15 protein-coding genes are annotated in these 16,036 nt (G+C 72.7%); 8 read left to right on the forward strand and 7 right to left on the reverse strand.

The window, feature by feature from the left end; genetic code table 11:
• Positions 1–28: 28 nt before the first annotated feature.
• The 3 genes from ACLJPY_RS19100 to ACLJPY_RS19110 are packed head-to-tail and all read left to right on the forward strand — an operon-like array spanning position 29 to position 3,365.
• Positions 29–1,342, forward strand: coding sequence for an MFS transporter (locus ACLJPY_RS19100; RefSeq protein ID WP_410590186.1), 1,314 nt, complete (start codon positions 29–31; stop codon positions 1,340–1,342).
• Positions 1,339–2,706, forward strand: a complete 1,368-nt coding sequence (locus ACLJPY_RS19105; protein ID WP_410590187.1) for an alpha/beta hydrolase — start codon at positions 1,339–1,341, stop codon at positions 2,704–2,706. The genes ACLJPY_RS19100 and ACLJPY_RS19105 overlap by 4 nt, the downstream gene beginning before the upstream one ends.
• A gap of 59 nt (positions 2,707–2,765) precedes the next feature.
• Positions 2,766–3,365, forward strand: a complete 600-nt coding sequence (locus ACLJPY_RS19110) for an NAD(P)-dependent oxidoreductase (RefSeq protein ID WP_410590188.1) — start codon at positions 2,766–2,768, stop codon at positions 3,363–3,365.
• A 292-nt stretch (positions 3,366–3,657) separates the two neighbouring features.
• Here the strand turns inward: ACLJPY_RS19110 and ACLJPY_RS19115 are convergent, their stop codons facing one another.
• Complete coding sequence (locus tag ACLJPY_RS19115) at positions 3,658–4,557, reverse strand: LysR family transcriptional regulator (protein ID WP_410590189.1); 900 nt, start codon at positions 4,555–4,557, stop codon at positions 3,658–3,660.
• Positions 4,558–4,584: 27 nt separating this feature from the next.
• On the opposite strand from ACLJPY_RS19115, the gene ACLJPY_RS19120 reads away from it, so the two are divergent.
• Entirely contained in the window at positions 4,585–5,364 is a 780-nt protein-coding gene (locus ACLJPY_RS19120; RefSeq protein WP_410590191.1) for an inositol monophosphatase family protein, read from the forward strand.
• A gap of 49 nt (positions 5,365–5,413) precedes the next feature.
• Here ACLJPY_RS19120 and ACLJPY_RS19125 read toward each other — a convergent pair whose 3' ends face one another.
• Positions 5,414–6,343, reverse strand: coding sequence for an alpha/beta hydrolase family esterase (locus ACLJPY_RS19125; protein WP_410590192.1), 930 nt, complete (start codon positions 6,341–6,343; stop codon positions 5,414–5,416).
• Between the two features lie 184 nt (positions 6,344–6,527).
• On the opposite strand from ACLJPY_RS19125, the gene ACLJPY_RS19130 reads away from it, so the two are divergent.
• The gene (locus ACLJPY_RS19130; RefSeq protein ID WP_410590194.1) at positions 6,528–7,364 is read left to right on the forward strand and encodes a PaaX family transcriptional regulator C-terminal domain-containing protein; all 837 of its coding nucleotides are present in this window, start codon (positions 6,528–6,530) and stop codon (positions 7,362–7,364) included.
• A 76-nt stretch (positions 7,365–7,440) separates the two neighbouring features.
• Positions 7,441–8,910, forward strand: coding sequence for a hypothetical protein (locus tag ACLJPY_RS19135; RefSeq protein ID WP_410590196.1), 1,470 nt, complete (start codon positions 7,441–7,443; stop codon positions 8,908–8,910).
• Here ACLJPY_RS19135 and ACLJPY_RS19140 read toward each other — a convergent pair.
• From ACLJPY_RS19140 to ACLJPY_RS19160, 5 genes are all read right to left on the reverse strand, one after another.
• Positions 8,907–9,437 carry a 2'-5' RNA ligase family protein gene (locus tag ACLJPY_RS19140; protein WP_410590197.1) on the reverse strand — a complete coding sequence of 177 codons (531 nt, stop codon included), beginning with the start codon at positions 9,435–9,437 and terminating at the stop codon, positions 8,907–8,909. The genes ACLJPY_RS19135 and ACLJPY_RS19140 overlap by 4 nt on opposite strands.
• A 47-nt stretch (positions 9,438–9,484) precedes the next feature.
• Positions 9,485–10,399: a TIGR03619 family F420-dependent LLM class oxidoreductase gene (locus ACLJPY_RS19145; RefSeq protein WP_410590199.1), complete on the reverse strand. Its 915-nt coding sequence runs from the start codon at positions 10,397–10,399 to the stop codon at positions 9,485–9,487.
• Between the two features lies 1 nt (position 10,400).
• A complete protein-coding gene (locus ACLJPY_RS19150) occupies positions 10,401–11,855 on the reverse strand; it encodes an APC family permease (protein WP_410590200.1) in 1,455 nt (484 codons plus the stop codon).
• Between the two features lie 96 nt (positions 11,856–11,951).
• Positions 11,952–13,217 carry a cytochrome P450 gene (locus tag ACLJPY_RS19155; protein WP_410590201.1) on the reverse strand — a complete coding sequence of 422 codons (1,266 nt, stop codon included), beginning with the start codon at positions 13,215–13,217 and terminating at the stop codon, positions 11,952–11,954.
• 9 nt (positions 13,218–13,226) lie between these two features.
• Positions 13,227–14,582 (reverse strand): glutamine synthetase family protein, encoded by a 1,356-nt coding sequence (locus ACLJPY_RS19160; protein WP_410590202.1) that lies wholly within the window; start codon positions 14,580–14,582, stop codon positions 13,227–13,229.
• 115 nt (positions 14,583–14,697) lie between these two features.
• Here ACLJPY_RS19160 and ACLJPY_RS19165 point away from each other — a divergent pair, with 115 nt between their 5' ends.
• Positions 14,698–15,492, forward strand: a complete 795-nt coding sequence (locus ACLJPY_RS19165; RefSeq protein WP_410590203.1) for an acetoacetate decarboxylase family protein — start codon at positions 14,698–14,700, stop codon at positions 15,490–15,492.
• Positions 15,493–15,509: 17 nt separating this feature from the next.
• Positions 15,510–16,031 carry a MarR family winged helix-turn-helix transcriptional regulator gene (locus ACLJPY_RS19170; protein WP_410590204.1) on the forward strand — a complete coding sequence of 174 codons (522 nt, stop codon included), beginning with the start codon at positions 15,510–15,512 and terminating at the stop codon, positions 16,029–16,031.
• Positions 16,032–16,036: the final 5 nt, after the last annotated feature.

Genomic DNA, 16,036 nt, shown 5'->3' on the forward strand with positions numbered 1-16,036 from the left:
CCCGCCCCCGAAGACGAGGGTGAACCCCATGAGCACTCAGCTCCGCAGAGCGGTCGCGTCCAGCTTCCTCGGCAGTCTCATCGAGTACTACGACTTCCTCCTCTACGCCACGGCGAGCGCGGTGGTCTTCGGCAAGGTTTTCTTCGCCGAACTCGATCCGGCACTGGCCACGGTCGCCAGCTTCGGCACGTTCACCACCGGCTACCTCGCCCGCCCGCTCGGCGGCCTGATCTTCGGCCACTTCGGCGATCGTCTGGGCCGCAAGCGGATGCTGGTGCTGACCATGACGCTGATGGGCGTCGCGAGCTTCCTCATCGGGCTGCTGCCCGGCTACGGCCAGATCGGCCCGATCGCGCCGCTCGGCCTGGTCCTGCTGCGCGTCGTCCAGGGTGTCGCGGTCGGCGGCGAGTGGGGCGGCGCCGTGCTGATGTCCGCCGAGCACGCGCGGTCGCGCCGCGGGCTGTGGGCCGGCTTCACCAACGCGGGCGCACCGAGCGGCATGGTCGTGTCGACGCTCGTCATGTCCGGCACCGCCGCGCTGACCTCCGAGGCGGACTTCCTCGCGTGGGGCTGGCGGATCCCGTTCCTGCTCAGCATCGTCCTGCTCGCGATCGGCCTTTTCGTGCGCTCCCGCGTCGAGGAAACCCCGGCGTTCCTGGCCGCCCGCAAGGAAGAACGGCGGCGGCTGCCGCTCGTCGCCGTGCTGCGGGACCACCCGCGCGTGCTGCTGCTGAGCGTCGGCGTCGGGCTCGCCGCGTTCGTCGTCCAGGCCACGCTGACCACCTTCGTGCTCGCCTACGGCGTCCAGCACGGGCACCCGCGGCAGGACGTGCTCAACGCGCTCACCCTGTCGTCGGCCTGCGCGGTGGCCGGGATCCTGCTGTGGTCGGCGCTGTCCGACCGGATCGGCCGCCGCCCGGTCGTCCTGGCCGGTGCGGCCGCGATGGCCGTCTTCGGGTTCCTGCTCTTCCCGATGGTCCGCGACGGCAGCGGGCTGCTGCTGGTCCTGGCGCTGGTGATCGGCCAGGGCGTGCTCCACCCGATGATGTACGGGCCGCTGGCCGCCCTGTACTCCGAGCTGTTCGACACCGAAAGCCGCTACACCGGCGCGTCGCTGGGCTACCAGCTCGCCGGCCTCGGCGCCGGGTTCGCCCCGCTGATCTTCGCCGAGCTCCAGCGCGCCAACGGCGGCGGTTCGACCACCCCGGTGTCGTGGACCATCGCCGCGTTCTGCGTCCTGTCCGCCGTCTGCGTGCTGGCGCTGCGGGAAACCCACCGCCGGGAACTCCACCCCGTGGCCGAGGTGCCCGCGGCCGCCGAGCGAGAGAGGAACCTCGGATGAGCAGGTGGTTCCGCCGGACCGGCGCGCTCTTCGCGGCGACGCTGACCGCGTTCGGCCTCACCGCGGGGAGCCCGGCGCAGGCCGCCACCGCCGCGCACTACACCGGGCAGCTGCCCGACGGCGCGAGCTGGGTGGCCGACGTGCCGGCGTCCTGGAACGGCACCGTGATCCTCTACAGCCACGGCTTCGGGCCGCTCGTGGCGCAGAACGCGCCCGACCAGCCGACCGCGCAGGCCCTGCTGGCGGACGGCTACGCGCTGATCGGCTCGTCCTACAGCGGGCCGTCGCTGTGGGCGCTCGCCGCCGCGCCGCGTGACCAGTTCGCGTCGCTGGACGAGCTCGTGCGGAAGATCGGCGAGCCCCGCCGGACCATCGCGTGGGGCACGTCGATGGGCGGCCTGGTGAGCGCGCTCGAAGCCGAGTCCGGCGCGCGACGGCTCGACGGCGCACTGACCACGTGCGGGCTGGTCGCGGGCGCGCTGAACCTGAACGACTACCAGCTCGACGGCGAATACGCGCTGTCCCGCCTGCTCGCCCCGGCCCAGCCGGTGAAGCTGGTCCGTTACGCGAGCGCCGACGAAGCGAACGCCGCGGGCGCGGCACTGACCAAGCTCGTCACCGACGCGCAGGGCAGCGCGGCCGGCCGGGCCCGGGTCGCGCTCGGGGCCGCGCTCCTGAACACGCCGCCGTGGCTGACCGGCGACGCGCCGCCCGGGCCCGCCGATTACGCGGGCCAGGAAGCGCAACAGCAGCAGGCGCTGGCCCAGTTCGTGCTCGGGTTCGTGGTGCCCGGCCGGTACCAGATCGAACTGGCGGCCGGCGGCAACAGCGCGTCCAACCGCGGCGTGGACTACCGCGCCCTGCTGGCCGGCAGCCCGCTGGCCCGGCAGGTGCGGGCGCTGTACCGCGCCGCGGGTCTCGACCTCGACGCCGACCTGGCCGACCTGACCCGCCACGCGGACGTCACCCCGGACCCCCGGGCCGTCGCGACGCTCGCCCGCACGTCCCAGGCGACCGGGCGGCTGCGCGTGCCTTCGCTGAACGTCCACACCACCGCGGACCACCTGGTGCCGGTCGAGCAGGAGAGCTGGTACGCCCAGCGGGTGCGCTCGGCGGGCCGGGAACCGTTGCTGCGCCAGGCTTACGTGCAGGCGGCCGGGCACTGCGCGTTCCGGCCGTCGGAGACGCTGGCGGCGTTGCACGCCCTGGAATCCCGCATCGAGACGGGCCGCTGGCCCGACCTCCGGGCCGCGAGCCTCAACGCGGCCGCGGCCGCGCTCGGGGAGCCGGGCCGCTACATCCGCTACCACCCGGCGCCGCTGACCGGCTCGGACCGCGGACGGCCGCCTCTTGCGTCACGGTAAATCGTCGCTTGCGAAAGTTGCATTTGCTGTTAATGCGCAGGGTCCCTAGCGTGGTCGGCATGAACCTCACCGTCCTCGCGGCGTCCGGCCGCACCGGACTCGCACTCACCCGGGAAGCGTTGCGGCGCAGGCACACCGTCACCGCGATCGCCCGGGACCCCGCCCGCATCGACGTCCCGGACTCGGCCCTCCTGCGCAAGGTGGCGGGCGACGTCGAGGACCCGGCGAGCCTCGACGTCGCCGGCTCGATTGTCCTGTCCGGCCTCGGCACGGATCGGGCGGGTGTCCTGCTGGCGGGCGCCAAGGCGGTGGTCGCCGCGGGACCGCAGCGCATCATCTGGCTCGGCGCGTACGGCACGGGCGAGTCGGCCGCGGTGGCCGGCGAAGCGGCGGGAATGCTCGCCAAGCTGCTGGGGGAACGGCTCGGCGACAAGGTGGAGGCCGACGGGACGATCCTCGCGGCCGGCGGCACGGTGTTCCACGCCGGGCTGCTGGCGGACGGCCCGGAAAGCCCGACTCGGCGCACGGTTGGGGTGGAGGAGGGACCACCGCTGGACTCCGACGCGGTGGTCAGCCGGGCGACTGTTGCCGCGGCCATGCTTGATGAGGCTGAGACGCCTCGGTTTGCGGGGAAGATCGCTCTGCCGCTGCCGGGCTGAGGACCAGGTCGGGCAGGCGGGTCGGGTCGGGTCGGGCAAAGCCAGGGCAGGCCGAGTGGGCGGGCTGAGCCGAGCCGAGCGCGACCAGGCCAGACCGAGGGCTAGTCGGGCCGGTCGAGATCACGCGGACCGGCGCCGCGGCCGGGCGGGCGGTGCTGGCAAACGGGTAAGGCCAAGCGGGCCGCTCAGCGCCAAGCGGGCCGGGCCGGGCCGGGCAACGCCAAGTGCGGCCAGGCAACGCCAACCGCGGCCGAGTGGGCGCAGCCAGGCAAAGCCAACCGCAGCCGCACAGCTACGAAGCCGTGATCTCCTCGAGCGCCGCTCGGACCTGGTCGCGGAGCCACGCATGGGCCGGGTCGGAGTCGTAGCGCTGGTGCCATGTACAGCAGATCTGGGCCTCCGCAGTCTCCGCCGGGAGGGGGCGGGTGATCAGCCCGAACGCCTCGATCAGCGGGCGGCCCAGCACCTCCGTGCAGCTGACCAGCGCGTCGCTGCGGGCCGCCAGCTGCAACGCCGTTGCCAGCGTTGCCACCGAGGCGATCACCCGGCGGCGCAGGCCTGCCGCCGCCAGCACCTCGTCGATCGGGGCCGTGAGGCGGCCGCGGCGGGACACGACGACGTGCGGGAACGCCGCGAACGCCGTCAGGTCCAGGTTGGCCGCCGCGGGGTGGTCGCGGCGCAGCGCCACGACCAGCGGGTCGTGGCCGAGGACCTCGGCCCGGAACTCCGGCAGGTGCGCCCGGGGGCCGCCGAGCTCGAGGTCGACGCGGCCGTGGCGGAGGTCGTCGGTGTCGGCCGCACTCTCGGCCAGCACTCTCAGCTGGACCCGAGGAGCCCGCTCCTGGAGCCGGTCGGCCAGCACCGGGACGACCGACGTGGCGAGCGCGTCGTGGCACTGGATCGTGAACGTGCGGTCCAGCTCGCCCAGGTGCAGCTCGCGGGCCGGCTGCAGGACCTCGCGCGCCCGCCGGACCAGCCGGTGGACGTCCTCGCGGATGGCGACCGCGTACGGCGTCGGCACCATCGTGTGGCCGGTGCGGACCAGGATGTCGTCGCCGGTCACCGCGCGGAGCCGGCCGAGGGTGCGGCTGACCGCGGGCGAGGACAGGTGCAGCCGCTCGGCCGCGCCCATCACGCTGCCCTCCTCGAGCAGCGCGTCGAGCACCGTCAGCAAGTTCAAGTCGAGTTGCACGAACGCAAGACAACCACAGGAGAGATCATGAGCCAGGACCTGCTCGCCGCCACCACCGCCGCCGTCCGGGCCGCCGGTGACCGGATGCTGACGCGCTACTCCCCCGCGTCGCGCCAGCCGGACCTGCCCGAGCTGCTGAAGAGCCTGCACGGCAACGACACCGCCGTCGCCGACGTGCTGCGGCCGGCGCTGACCGACCTCCGCCCGGAGGCGCGGTGGCTCGACGACGAGCACGGGTCGGGGCCGCTGCCCGCGGGCGAGTGGTGGCTCATCGACCCCGTCGGCGGCAACGTCAACGCCGTGCACGGCATGCCCGAGTGGAACATCGGCGTGAGCCTCGTCCGTGACGGGCGTCCGGTGCTGGCCGTGGTCCACTTCCCCGTGTCCGGCGAGACGTTCACCGCCACCGAAGGCGGCGGGGCCCACCTGGACGGCGAACCGCTGCGAGTCTCCGCGAAGACCGCGCTGGACGGCGCGCTGGCGGGCACCGGCCAGGCCCAGCCGGGTTACGACGCCGAGCTGTTCGCGCGGATCGGCGCCTCGTTCGCCGCGATGTCGGGAGCCGCGCTGTACGTGCGGATCTCGGTGCCGGTGACCCACCAGCTCGCCCAGGTCGCCGCGGGCCGGATGGACCTGCACTGGCAGTTCGACAACGTCCGGTCCCACGCCGCGGGCGTGCTGCTGGTCCGGGAAGCCGGGGGTGTCGTCACCGACCTCGAGGGCGGCCCGTGGGACATCACGAGCACCGGCTACCTCGCCGCCGCGCCCGGCGTGCACGCCGCCGCGCTGAAAGTGCTCACCGCCTGAGCGCCCGGACGCGCCGGCGAGGAGGCAGCCTCGCCGGCGCGAGATCGCCTCAGGTCAGCCCGAAGAAGGCGATCGCGACCGCCGCCATCCCCGCCGCGGGGAGGCTGTGCCCGGCACCCTGGACGCTGTAGGCCTCCACCCGGACCGTGCCCGAACCGTCGGCGAAACGGCGGCGGTTCCAGCCGGCCTGCGGGGTGTCGGTGGACGTCGGCGTCTGGCTCAGGCCGAACACGTTGGTCCACTGCTCGATTTCCTCCTGCAGCAACGCGTACGGCACGAGCGTGTCGGCGGTGCCGTGCCACAGCTGGACGCGCGGGCGAGGACCGGTGTAGCCCGGGTAGGCCTGGCGGACCGCGTCACCCCACTGCTGGGGCGTGCGGTTCGCGCCGCCACCGCCGGTGCACTTGCTCGACCACGGCGGGAAGTCCGCGGCGTTCGCGAAGCAGCCGAACGGCACGCCCATGAACGCCGCACCCGCCTTGAACACGTCCGGGTAGAGCGCGAGCATTTCGTTGGTCATCATGCCGCCGGAAGACGAACCGGTGGCGAAAACGCGGTTCGGGTCGCCGCCGTAGCGCTGTTCGGCGTAGCTCACCATCGACACGATCGAAACCGGGTCGCTGCCGCCGTTGCGGTGTTTCGCCGCGTCGGACCACGTGTCGAAACAATTCCCGAAACCGGCCTGCTGCTGCGCACTCGGGTAGATGACGAGGAAACCGTAGCGGTCGGCCAGCGAGGCGAACTCGCTGCCGGAGTAGAAGCCGGGGCCCGAACCGCCGCACCCGTGCATGGCGACCACGATCGCCGGGTGGGCCGGGCGCGTGTCCGGGACGTAGACGTGCATGCGCATTCCGCCGGGGTTGTTCCCGAAGCCGGTCACTTCGACCAGCGAGGCGGCCGACGCCGGGGCCGCGGTACCGGCGAGGGCCAGCAGCAGGGCACTGGCGATGGTCACGAACGCCGTTCTGAATCCACTCATCGGTGACCTCCGTTCGGCGATCCCCCTCGCGTCGAGGTTAGGCAGATCCACGACGACCGTCAACAATTCATCGAGTATTCCGGGATACCGAAAGTTTCGAACTCGGTGATAGCATCGAAATGCCGGACAAATGATTGCCGATCGTCGCGGAATCGGTGAACAATCCGGCGTCGGGAGGTGGCGCGTGCTCGAAGCGGCCGGCTGGGCGGAGGCCGAGGGCGTGCCGGGCGTGCGCCCCGAGGCACTGCTGCTCACGTTGTTCGGCGACCACGTGCTGGACCGCGGGATCGCCGTGGCCACCGGCGGCGTCATCGCGACGCTGGCCCGCCTCGGCGTCGGCGAACACGCGACGCGGGCGACGCTGAGCCGGATGGTGCGCCGCGACCTGCTCCGCACGGTCCGCCGGGGACGCCAGGCGTTCCTCGGCCTGACCGGCCACGGCACGGCGGTGCTGCGCGACGGGCAGCGCAAGCTGGACGGCGACGTCGTCGACCGGCACTGGGACGGCCGGTGGACGCTGCTGACGTTCTCGGTGCCGGAGACCCGGCGCGCGGACCGGTACGCCCTGCGCACCCGGCTGGGCTGGTTCGGGTTCGGCCCGCTGCGCAGCGGGCTGTGGGTCTCGGCGTCGGCCGCGGACATCGCACCGGCGCTGGCCGAGCTCGACCTGCTCGACCACGCGGAGGTGTTCCGCGCGGAGCCGTACCTGTGGACCGACCCGGCGCGCATCGCCCGCGAGGCCTGGGACCTCCCCCGGCTCGCGGCGGGGTACGAGCAGTTCGTCCGCCGCTGGGGTGGCGATTCGCCGGTGGAACCCGGCGACGACCTGTCCTGCCGCATCCGGCTGGGCGCGGAGTGGCTCCTGCAGATCCGCCGGGATCCGGTCCTGCCGCCGGCGCTGCTGCCGCCGGACTGGCCGGGTATGCGTGCGGCGGCGTTGTTCCGCACCCTGCGCCACCGATGGACCCACGCCGCCGAAGAGCTCGCGGGCGAGCTGCTCGAAGCCCTCGTCGCGGAATGACACCCGACAGCGGTTGCCACGTTGCATGCCACGTTGCAAACTGGGGGCTCCGCCGTCCCCACTCCGGAGGTCAAAGGTGACCGACTTCGATCGACGTGACGTGCTGCGTGCCCTCACCGCGCTGGGGGTGACCGGCGTGACCGCGAGCCTGTTCGGCGGCACCGCCGAAGCGGCCGGCCCGAGCCCGGCCGAAGCAGGCGGCGCGAGCCCGCTGGACCTGAAGTTCGCCGTGACCGAGCAGTTCCGGCCGTTCGACCTGATCGCCCCGAAGTTCGTCCAGCTCGACTCGCCCGCCCGGCCCGGTGCGCTCGTCAAGACCGGCATCCGGCCGAAGGCGCCCTACGGCGCGGTGACCGTGCAGGTGCTCGACGACCGCGCGCCCGTCGTGGCCGGGCTGGCCGGGGACGGGGTGTCGGTCCTCGGCACCTACGACCCCGCAGCCGGGCAGGCCGCCATCGAAATCACCACCACCGCCGGCGGCACGGCCGTGGTCAAAACCGCGCCGGCGCAGCTGCGGGCGCCGTTCGGCTTCGCCGTCGTGGTCAACGAGAACGCCGTCACGGTGCTCGCCGACCGGGGCACCGGCTGGCAGCCGCTGCTGACCGAGCGCGACCAGGTCCGCGCGCGGATCGACCTGCGGGACCCGGCCGTGCTGGGCCGGCTGGGCTACGCCTACGGCAGCCGCGGGCCCGCGCGGCTGGGCCGGGTGCGGGCCGGGTACTTCGGCCAGGCGGGCGTGCGCGACCCGCACGTCGTGCAGCACGCCGACGGCCGGCCCGTCATCCGGCACGGCAAGCTCTACCTGACCATGACCAACGCCGGGCTCGGGTTCTTCCAGCAGGCGCACTGGGGCGTGTGGACGCTCGACCTCGCCGACCCGACGAAGCTGGAGCAGGTCGCGGCCCTCTTCTTCGCCCGCGACGGCGTCGTCCTCGGCGACCACGCCGGCCAGATCGTCTGCGACGGCGACCGCTTCATCCTGCTGATGAGCTCCTGGGGCGACTTCTCGTTCAACGGCGTCCACGTGCGCCACACCGTCACCCACGCCGACGTGCTTTCCGGCGTGCACGTCCTGCCGACGCAGCAGCTGCCGCTGCCCACGACGGTCAGCTCGTGGGACCCGGCCCTGACGAAGATCGACGGCCGCTGGCACATCGCGTTCGTCGAAAGCCCCGCCCAGCAGCCGGCGTTCGTGTTCCACCCGGCCCTGGCGGCCGCCCCGCGCGGCGCGGACTACGACGAGGGCCTGACGCTGCTGGGCGCCGACCGGTCGGTCACCCAGACCGAAGGCACGATCCTGCAACGGGTGGGCGGCCGCTGGTACCTGTTCGCCAGCGACGGCAACGCCCGCGAATACCCCGTGTACGACCTGAGCCTGCGCAAGCTCGGCACGCTGAACGCCCCCTACGGCACCAACATCCCGCACCCGATGCTGGTCAAAATCGGCCACCGCTGGTGGCTGCCGACGTTCAACGGGACGCAGTACGCCGAAGACGTCCTGGGCTACGGCGGCCACGGCGACTTCATCCTGATGCAGTCGAGCTAGAGCGCGAACCCGGCCACCGTGCGCCAGGAGTCCGGGCTCGTGTTCCCGGCGATCAGGCGCACGCGGTCGATCGAGGCCCGGATCGGGAGCTCCGCCGTCACGTCGGCGGCCGCGCGGCTCAGTGCGGCCTCGTCGGCGCGGCGGGTGCTCCCGATCGTCAGGTGCGGGACGATCTCGGGGTGCGCGCCGCCGTACGGCGGGCACTCGGGGAACTTGCGCCAGACACGCCGGGTCAGCGCCCGGAACGGCCCGGCGGGCTCGGGCGCCAGCCACACGACCTCCCGCCCGAACCACGCGACCCGCGGGAACACGCACTCGAAGGCCCCGGTCAGCACGTCGCCCAGGTCGGCGACCACGGCGGGGGTGATGCGGTCCGGTGGGAGGAACGGGTAAACGACCGTGACGTGCGCCGGCACGCCCCAGACCGCGGAACGGTCCAGCTCCCGCCGGTGGCGGCCCACCACCGGCTCCGCGGCCGGGACCGGCACGATCACGGCCGTTTCGGTGGCGCCCGCCAGGTTCTCCACTCCGGCATGGTCGCACAGGCGGAGGCCGCCGCGCGCCGGTCTGCTGGTCAGGCCATGGCCTCGGCCCGGCGGACCACCTCCCGGCACAGCCGCCCGACGCCGGCCGGGTCGTCGGTGAACTGGGACGGCTTCACGCAGAACGTCGTGAAGCCGAGCTTCAGCTGCTCCGGCAGTGCGGCCATCGCGCGGCCGAGGTCGGCGCACGAACGCTCGTCCGGGAAGACCGCCCGCGTCCCGCCCACCAGTTCGACGTCGTCGCCGCACGCGGCGCGCAGCCGGGCGAGGTCCTCTGTGGACGGTACGCCGAGCGGGTGGAACCCGTGTCCGTAGCGCACGAGCCGGGCCAGGAGGCGGTCGTGCAGGTCCCGGCCGCCGAACCACATCCGGGGCCCGTCCGGCCGGTACGCCTTCGGCTCGAAGTAGACGTCCTCGAAGGAGAAGAACTCCCCGGCGTAGGACACCGGCGAAGCACGCCACAGCAGGTCGAGGATCTCGAGCTGTTCGTCGAGGATCCGGCCGCGCCGGCCGAACGGCACACCGAGGGCGTCGTACTCGTCCCGGCTCCAGCCCACCGTCGGCTGGACGACCAGGCGCCCTTCGCTCAGCAGGTCCAGGGTGCCCAGCTCCCGCGCGAGCAGCAGCGGGTGCCGCAGCGGCGCCAGGATCGCGCCGGCGACCAGGCGGATCCGCGAGGTCACCGCCGCGATCGACGACAGCAGCGACAGCGAATGCGGCCACGGCGTCAACGGGTCCTGGTTGCCCGGCAGGGCGTACTCGCGCGGATTGCTCATGACGCCTCGGCCGGCGGCGTCCGGCCCGAGCACGACGTGTTCGCTGATCATCACCGCGTCGAACCCGGCGTCCTCGGCCTCGCGGGCCCACCGCACCAGCGTCGGCAGGTCCCGGCCCGAGGTCAGGGTCCAGTTCTCGCTGAGGATCAGCAGCATCCGGGGCGCGGCCACGTCAGGCCACCGCCGGTGCGGGCTCTTCCGCGCGGGCCCGGTGCAGGAAGGCCAGCACCAGCCCGGCGGCGAAGACGACGACCGCCGCGTACGGCGCGTAGATGATCGGGGCACTCACCTTGTACACGGCACCGAAGACCGCGGCGCCGGTGACGACGATGCCGGCCGTGCCCGCCAGGTACACCGCCCAGCGGCGGCGGTGGTCACGCAGGCCGCGCAGCGCACCCACCGACATCAGCAGGTAGATCACCGCGAGGGCGAACCCGCCGAACGTCGAGCCCCAGCTGAACATCGCCACGTAGTGCGGCATCTGCGGCTGCGCGAGCAGGCCCGCCCAGGTGGCCGTGAGCACGAGGACCACCGCGTGCACGGCCACGACGACCGCGGCCGCGGCCAGCGGGGTGCCGCGGCGGCTCACCTTGCCCAGCGCCGCGGGCAGCCGCCGGTCGCGGGCGAGCGCGAACATGCCCCGGGACGCCGAGACCGCGCAGCCGATCAGCACCGCCAGCATGTCGAGCACCACGACCAGCTCCAGCAGCCGCCGGACGACCACGGACCCGAACCCGCCGTCGGACACCGGGCCGGCGAGCCCGAACAGCGGCGCACCGGCGTTCTTGCCGAGTGTGTCCAGGTCGAAGTGGTAGCCGGCGACCTGGCTGTAGGAGCCGATGACGTAGAAGACGGCCACGGTGAGCACCGAGATCAGCACCGCGCGCGGGATGTCGCGCTTCGGGTGCGCGGTTTCTTCGCCGAGGTTGGCCGAGGTCTCGAACCCGGTGAACAGCAACACGCCGTACAGGACGCCGAAGAGCACACCGCCGAAGCCCTGCGGCGACGAGCTCGGCGTGAACGCCTTGGCGACGTCGTTGCCCCCGCCGACCTTCGCGATCACCACGACGAAGAAGACCAGCACGACGGCGAACGAGACGAGCGCCAGGACCAGCTGCGCCCGCGTCGAGAGGGCGACGCCGAGGTACAGCACGACCGAGAGCCCGATCAGCAGGAGCAGGTCCCAGCCCGCCTCGGGCAGCGGCGTGACGCCGAACTCGGCCTGCAGCGTGTCGTGGACCGTGCCGCCGATCATCACCAGGATCCCGCCGCCGAGGGCGAGAATGCCCGCGTAGTAGAGGAATCCGGCCGCGGCGCCGACGCGCCGGCCGAGCCCGTCGGTGACGTAGTCGTACAGGGACCCCGCGGCCTGGATGCGTTTGGTGTATTCGGAGACGATCCAGCCGAGGCCCAGCACGCCGACCGCGGCGATCACCACCGAGAGGGGCGCGGCCGCGCCCGCGCCGCTGCCGGACGCGTTGAGCCCGACCAGGAGCGGCACGACGAACGCGATCGAGAACACCGGCCCGATCACGCCGACGGACTGCGCGACCGCGTCCACCAGCTTGAGCGAACCACCGAGGCGCTGGCCGGTGCCCGCGGTTTCCGGAACGACGTGATCGACCATGGGTGTCTCCTCGGCTCGGCCCCCGGCGCGGAAATCGTACGGATTCAAGCGTTTTGCTGGGCACGATCAGGCCCGTGACTCGCGGGCTTCGGCGGGTCAGGCCGTCTTGACCCGCACGGGGAACTGCTTGATGCCGTTGACGAAGTTGCTGCGCACCCGGCGGACCTCGCCGGTGAGCTCGATGCGGCGCAGCCGCGGCAGCAGGGTTTCGAACATCAGCCGGATCTCCATCCGGGCCAGGTTGTTGCCCAGGCAGAAGTGCGGGCTGCCCTTGCCGAACGTCACGTGGTCGTTGGGTTTCCGCGTGACGTCGAAGGCGTAGGGGTCGGCGAAGACGTCCTCGTCCCGGTTGCCCGAGGCGAACCACATCACCACCTTCTCCCCCGCCTTGATGTGCCGGCCGCGCAGTTCGACGTCGCGGGTGGCCGTGCGGCGGAAGTGGTAGACCGGGCTCGCCCAGCGCAGCATCTCCTCCACCGCGACCGGGATCCGCTCCGGCTCCGCCTGCAGCAGCGCCAGCTGGTCCGGGTTCTCCAGCAGCGCCAGCATGGCGTGGCTGATCGCGTGCCGGGTGGTCTCGTTGCCCGCGACCACCAGCAGCAGGAAGTAGTTGTCGAACTCGGTCGCGGTCAGCGGCTCGCCGTCGGCCGGGACGCGGTTGACGAGCCGGCTGACGAGGTCTTCGCCGTCCCCGCCGCGGCGCTGCCGGGCCAGTTCGCGCCCGTACTCGAACACCTCCAGCGACGCGGGCGAGCGGAACGGCAGGTGCTTGTAGCGGTCGCTTTCGGCGTCGCCGAGCAGGACGTCGGCGTAGTCCGGGTCGGTGTTGCCGATGATCCGGTTGCCCCAGGCGATCAGCCGTCCGGTGTCGCGGGCGGGGACGTCGAGCAGCCGGGCCAGCACCTGGATCGGGAAGTCCGCGCTGACCTCCTTGACGAAGTCGAACTCGCCGCGGCGCAGCGCGGCGTCGACGGTGGCTTCGGTCAGCCCGCGCAGGAACTCCTCGTACTTCTTCAGCGTCTGCCCGCCGAAGTCGCGCTGCAGCAGCTTGCGCAGCGCGCGGTGGCGGACGCCGTCGGATTCCAGCATGGACCGCCGGAGCTCGGCCAGGTCGTCGTCCTCGACCTCTTCGAGGTTGACGTACCCGGTCGAGGTGAACGTCTCGGCGTCCCGGTCGGCGGCGACGATGTCCTCGTGCCGGGTGAGCGACCAGAACCCGGAGTTCGGCGCCGGTTCCGGGTTCCAGTGGACCGGCGCTTCCCGGCGCAGCACGTCGAACCGGCGCCAGGCTTCGTTGCGCTCGAACACGCCGAGGTCGGTGAGGTCGACCTCGGCGGCCGTCAAGGGGTGCGCGGTGGTCATGACCCTCCTCTACAGGTGGTAGGCGTACTCGCGGAACTCCCAGTCGGTGACGTACCGGGAGAACCGCTCGAGCTCGTTGCGCTTGTAGGCGAGGAACGCCGTGACGAACCGGGGGCCGAGCAGCTCCGCGAACGCCGTGTCGGCTTCCAGGGCGTCGAGCGAGGCGCCCAGGTCCGCGGGCAGCTTCGGGGCCTTCGCCGGGTCGTAGCCGTAGCCCTCCAGGGGCGCCGGTGCGGCCAGGCCGTCCTCGATGCCCAGGTAGGCGGCGGCGAGCAGGCCGGCCGTCACCAGGTACGGGTTGGCCGTGGCGTCGCCTTGGCGCAGCTCCAGCCGCGCCGCCCGGCCGCGTTCCGGCGGGATCCGGATCATCGCGCTGCGGTTGTCCAGGCCCCAGTCGATCAGCCACGGCGCCAGCGTGCCGGGCCCGAACCGCTTGGCGGAGTTGACCGTCGGGTTGGCCAGCGCCGACAGGGCCGGTGCGTGCGCGAGGATCCCGGCGATGGCGGCGTGGGCGACCTTCGAGAGGCCGTACTCGCCCGCCGGATCGTCGAACAGCGGGCGCCCGTCGTCGCCGGTGGTGGAGAAGTGCAGGTGGAAGCCCGAGCCGCCTTCGTCGTTGAACGGCTTGGCCATGAACGTGGCCAGCTTGCCCTCGCGGCGGGCCAGCTCCTTGACCGCGGTCTTGAACCGGAAGGCCCGGTCCGCCGCGTCGAGGGCTTCGGAGTGCCAGAGGTTGATCTCGAACTGGCCGCTGCAGAACTCGTGGTTGGCCGTGACGACGTCCAGCCCGTAACCGGCCAGTGACCGCAGCGAGCGCAGCAGCAGGTTCTCCGGGTCGCCCTTGCTGCCGGAGACGTAGACGTTGCCGGTGGCCTCGCCGTACCGGCGCCAGCCGGACGCCGCGGCGGGGTCCGGCTCGAGCACGTAGAACTCCAGCTCGGGGCCGATCACCGGGCGCATCTCGAGCTCGGCGAACCGGGCCAGGACCTGCTTGAGGACCTGGCGCGGGCTCTCCGCCGCCGGGGTCCCGTCCGGGTCGAAGACGTCGGCGAGGCAGTGCGCGACCCCGGGTTCCCACGGCACGTCGGCGAGGGTGGCCAGGTCGGGGAACGCGACGACGTCGGGCAGCCCGTCGGCCAGGCCGCCCGCGCCGAGCTCGACGACGTCACCCATCGGGCTGGTGCCGTAGACCGTGCGGCAGAACGCGACCCCGCCGCCGAGCGTCCGGGCGAAGTGGGCGACCAGCACGTCGCGGCCGCGTTCGGTGCCGATGAAGTCGGGGTAGCCCAGCCGGACGACGTCGATGCCGCGTTCGGTGAGCGCGGCCGCGGCGGCCGCGAGGGCGTCCTCGTCGAAGTGACCCACGACACCTCCCGGTTCGTTTGAGTCCGAACGATAGCCCCGCCTCGGACACCTGACAAGGCTTTCCCCCGGTCAGTCACCGTTGTATCGTGCGGACCCAAACGATTAAGGAGGTCTGGTGGCCGGCTTCTTCTACCCACGGACGGCGAGCGGGCGGGCGTCGCTGATCCCTTCGCCGCCGTGGTTCTACTCGGGCGACCTGCTCACCGTCGAGTACCGGACCGACCCCGCCCGCGTGGCCGAGCTGCTGCCGGCGCCGCTGTCGCTCGCGGACGAAGACCCGGGCGCGGTCGCGCTGATCTGGGCCGACTGGCAGTCGTGCTCGACGTCGCGGGAGGAGCTGCTGGACCCGGTGCGCGCCCAGTACAAGGAGGCGTTCGTCGTCGTCCGGTGCGCGTTCGAGGGCCGGACCTATTCCCGCTGCGTCTACATCTGGGTCGACAAGGACTTCGCGATCGCCCGTGGTATCCACCAGGGCTACCCGAAGAAGCTCGGGTCGATCTGGCAGACGCGGCCGCACCCGTTCGCGCAGGCGGCCCCGCAGCTGGGCGCGGGCGCCGTCTTCGGCGCGACCCTGGCCGCCGGCGACCGGCGGCTCGCCGAAGCCGTCCTGACCCTCACCGGCGAGTCGCCGGCCAACGGGTTCGTCAACGGGCACCCGATGGCGCACCACCGCGTGCTGCCGGGCATCGGCCGGGGCGAGGGTGACGCGCACGCGGAGCTGATCGAGTCCGGCGCCAGCGCGTTCGAGGGCGGCCAGGCCTGGCGGGGCGACGTCGAGCTGCGGCTGTTCGACGCCCCCACCGAGGAACTGGCCCGGCTGGAGGTCCACGAGGTCATCGGCGGCTACTACCGGCAGGTCGGCGTCACCTGGGACGGCGGGCGGCGGCTGGCCGAGCTGCCATCCGTTTGAGGCCGTACGATCGAGCCATGCCGGACGGATACAGCCTCGCCGAAACCGAAAAGGCGATGTCCGCGCACATCGCCAAGCTGGCGCTCGACCTGCCTGCCGCGGCGGCGCTGTCCAGCCTGTACCGCGCGGCCAACGCCGTCCGCAACCACCTCACCAACGCGGTGCTGCGCGAGCACGACCTGAGCTGGACCGGCTTCGTGGTGCTGTGGTGCGTCTGGATCTTCGACGGCCTGGAGACCCGGCACGCGGCGACCGTAGCGGCGATTTCGAAGGGCACGCTGACCGGCGTCGCCAAGACCCTCGAAGGCCGCGGCCTGCTGCGCCGCGAGGTCGACGCGGCCGACCGACGGCTGGTGCACCTGGTGCTCACCGGCGAGGGCCTGGCCCTGATGGAGGACCTCTACCCGCGGTTCAACGCCGCCGAGGCCGAGGTGGTGGCCCGCATCGGCGCCGGCAAGCTGACCACGATCACCAACGGCCTGCGGACGATGGTCCAGACGGTGGAAGACAAGTCCTGGGAGGCCCCTCAGACCGGCTGACCGCG

This window comes from Amycolatopsis sp. lyj-23, from assembly GCF_046549135.1.
Taxonomy (GTDB): domain Bacteria; phylum Actinomycetota; class Actinomycetes; order Mycobacteriales; family Pseudonocardiaceae; genus Amycolatopsis.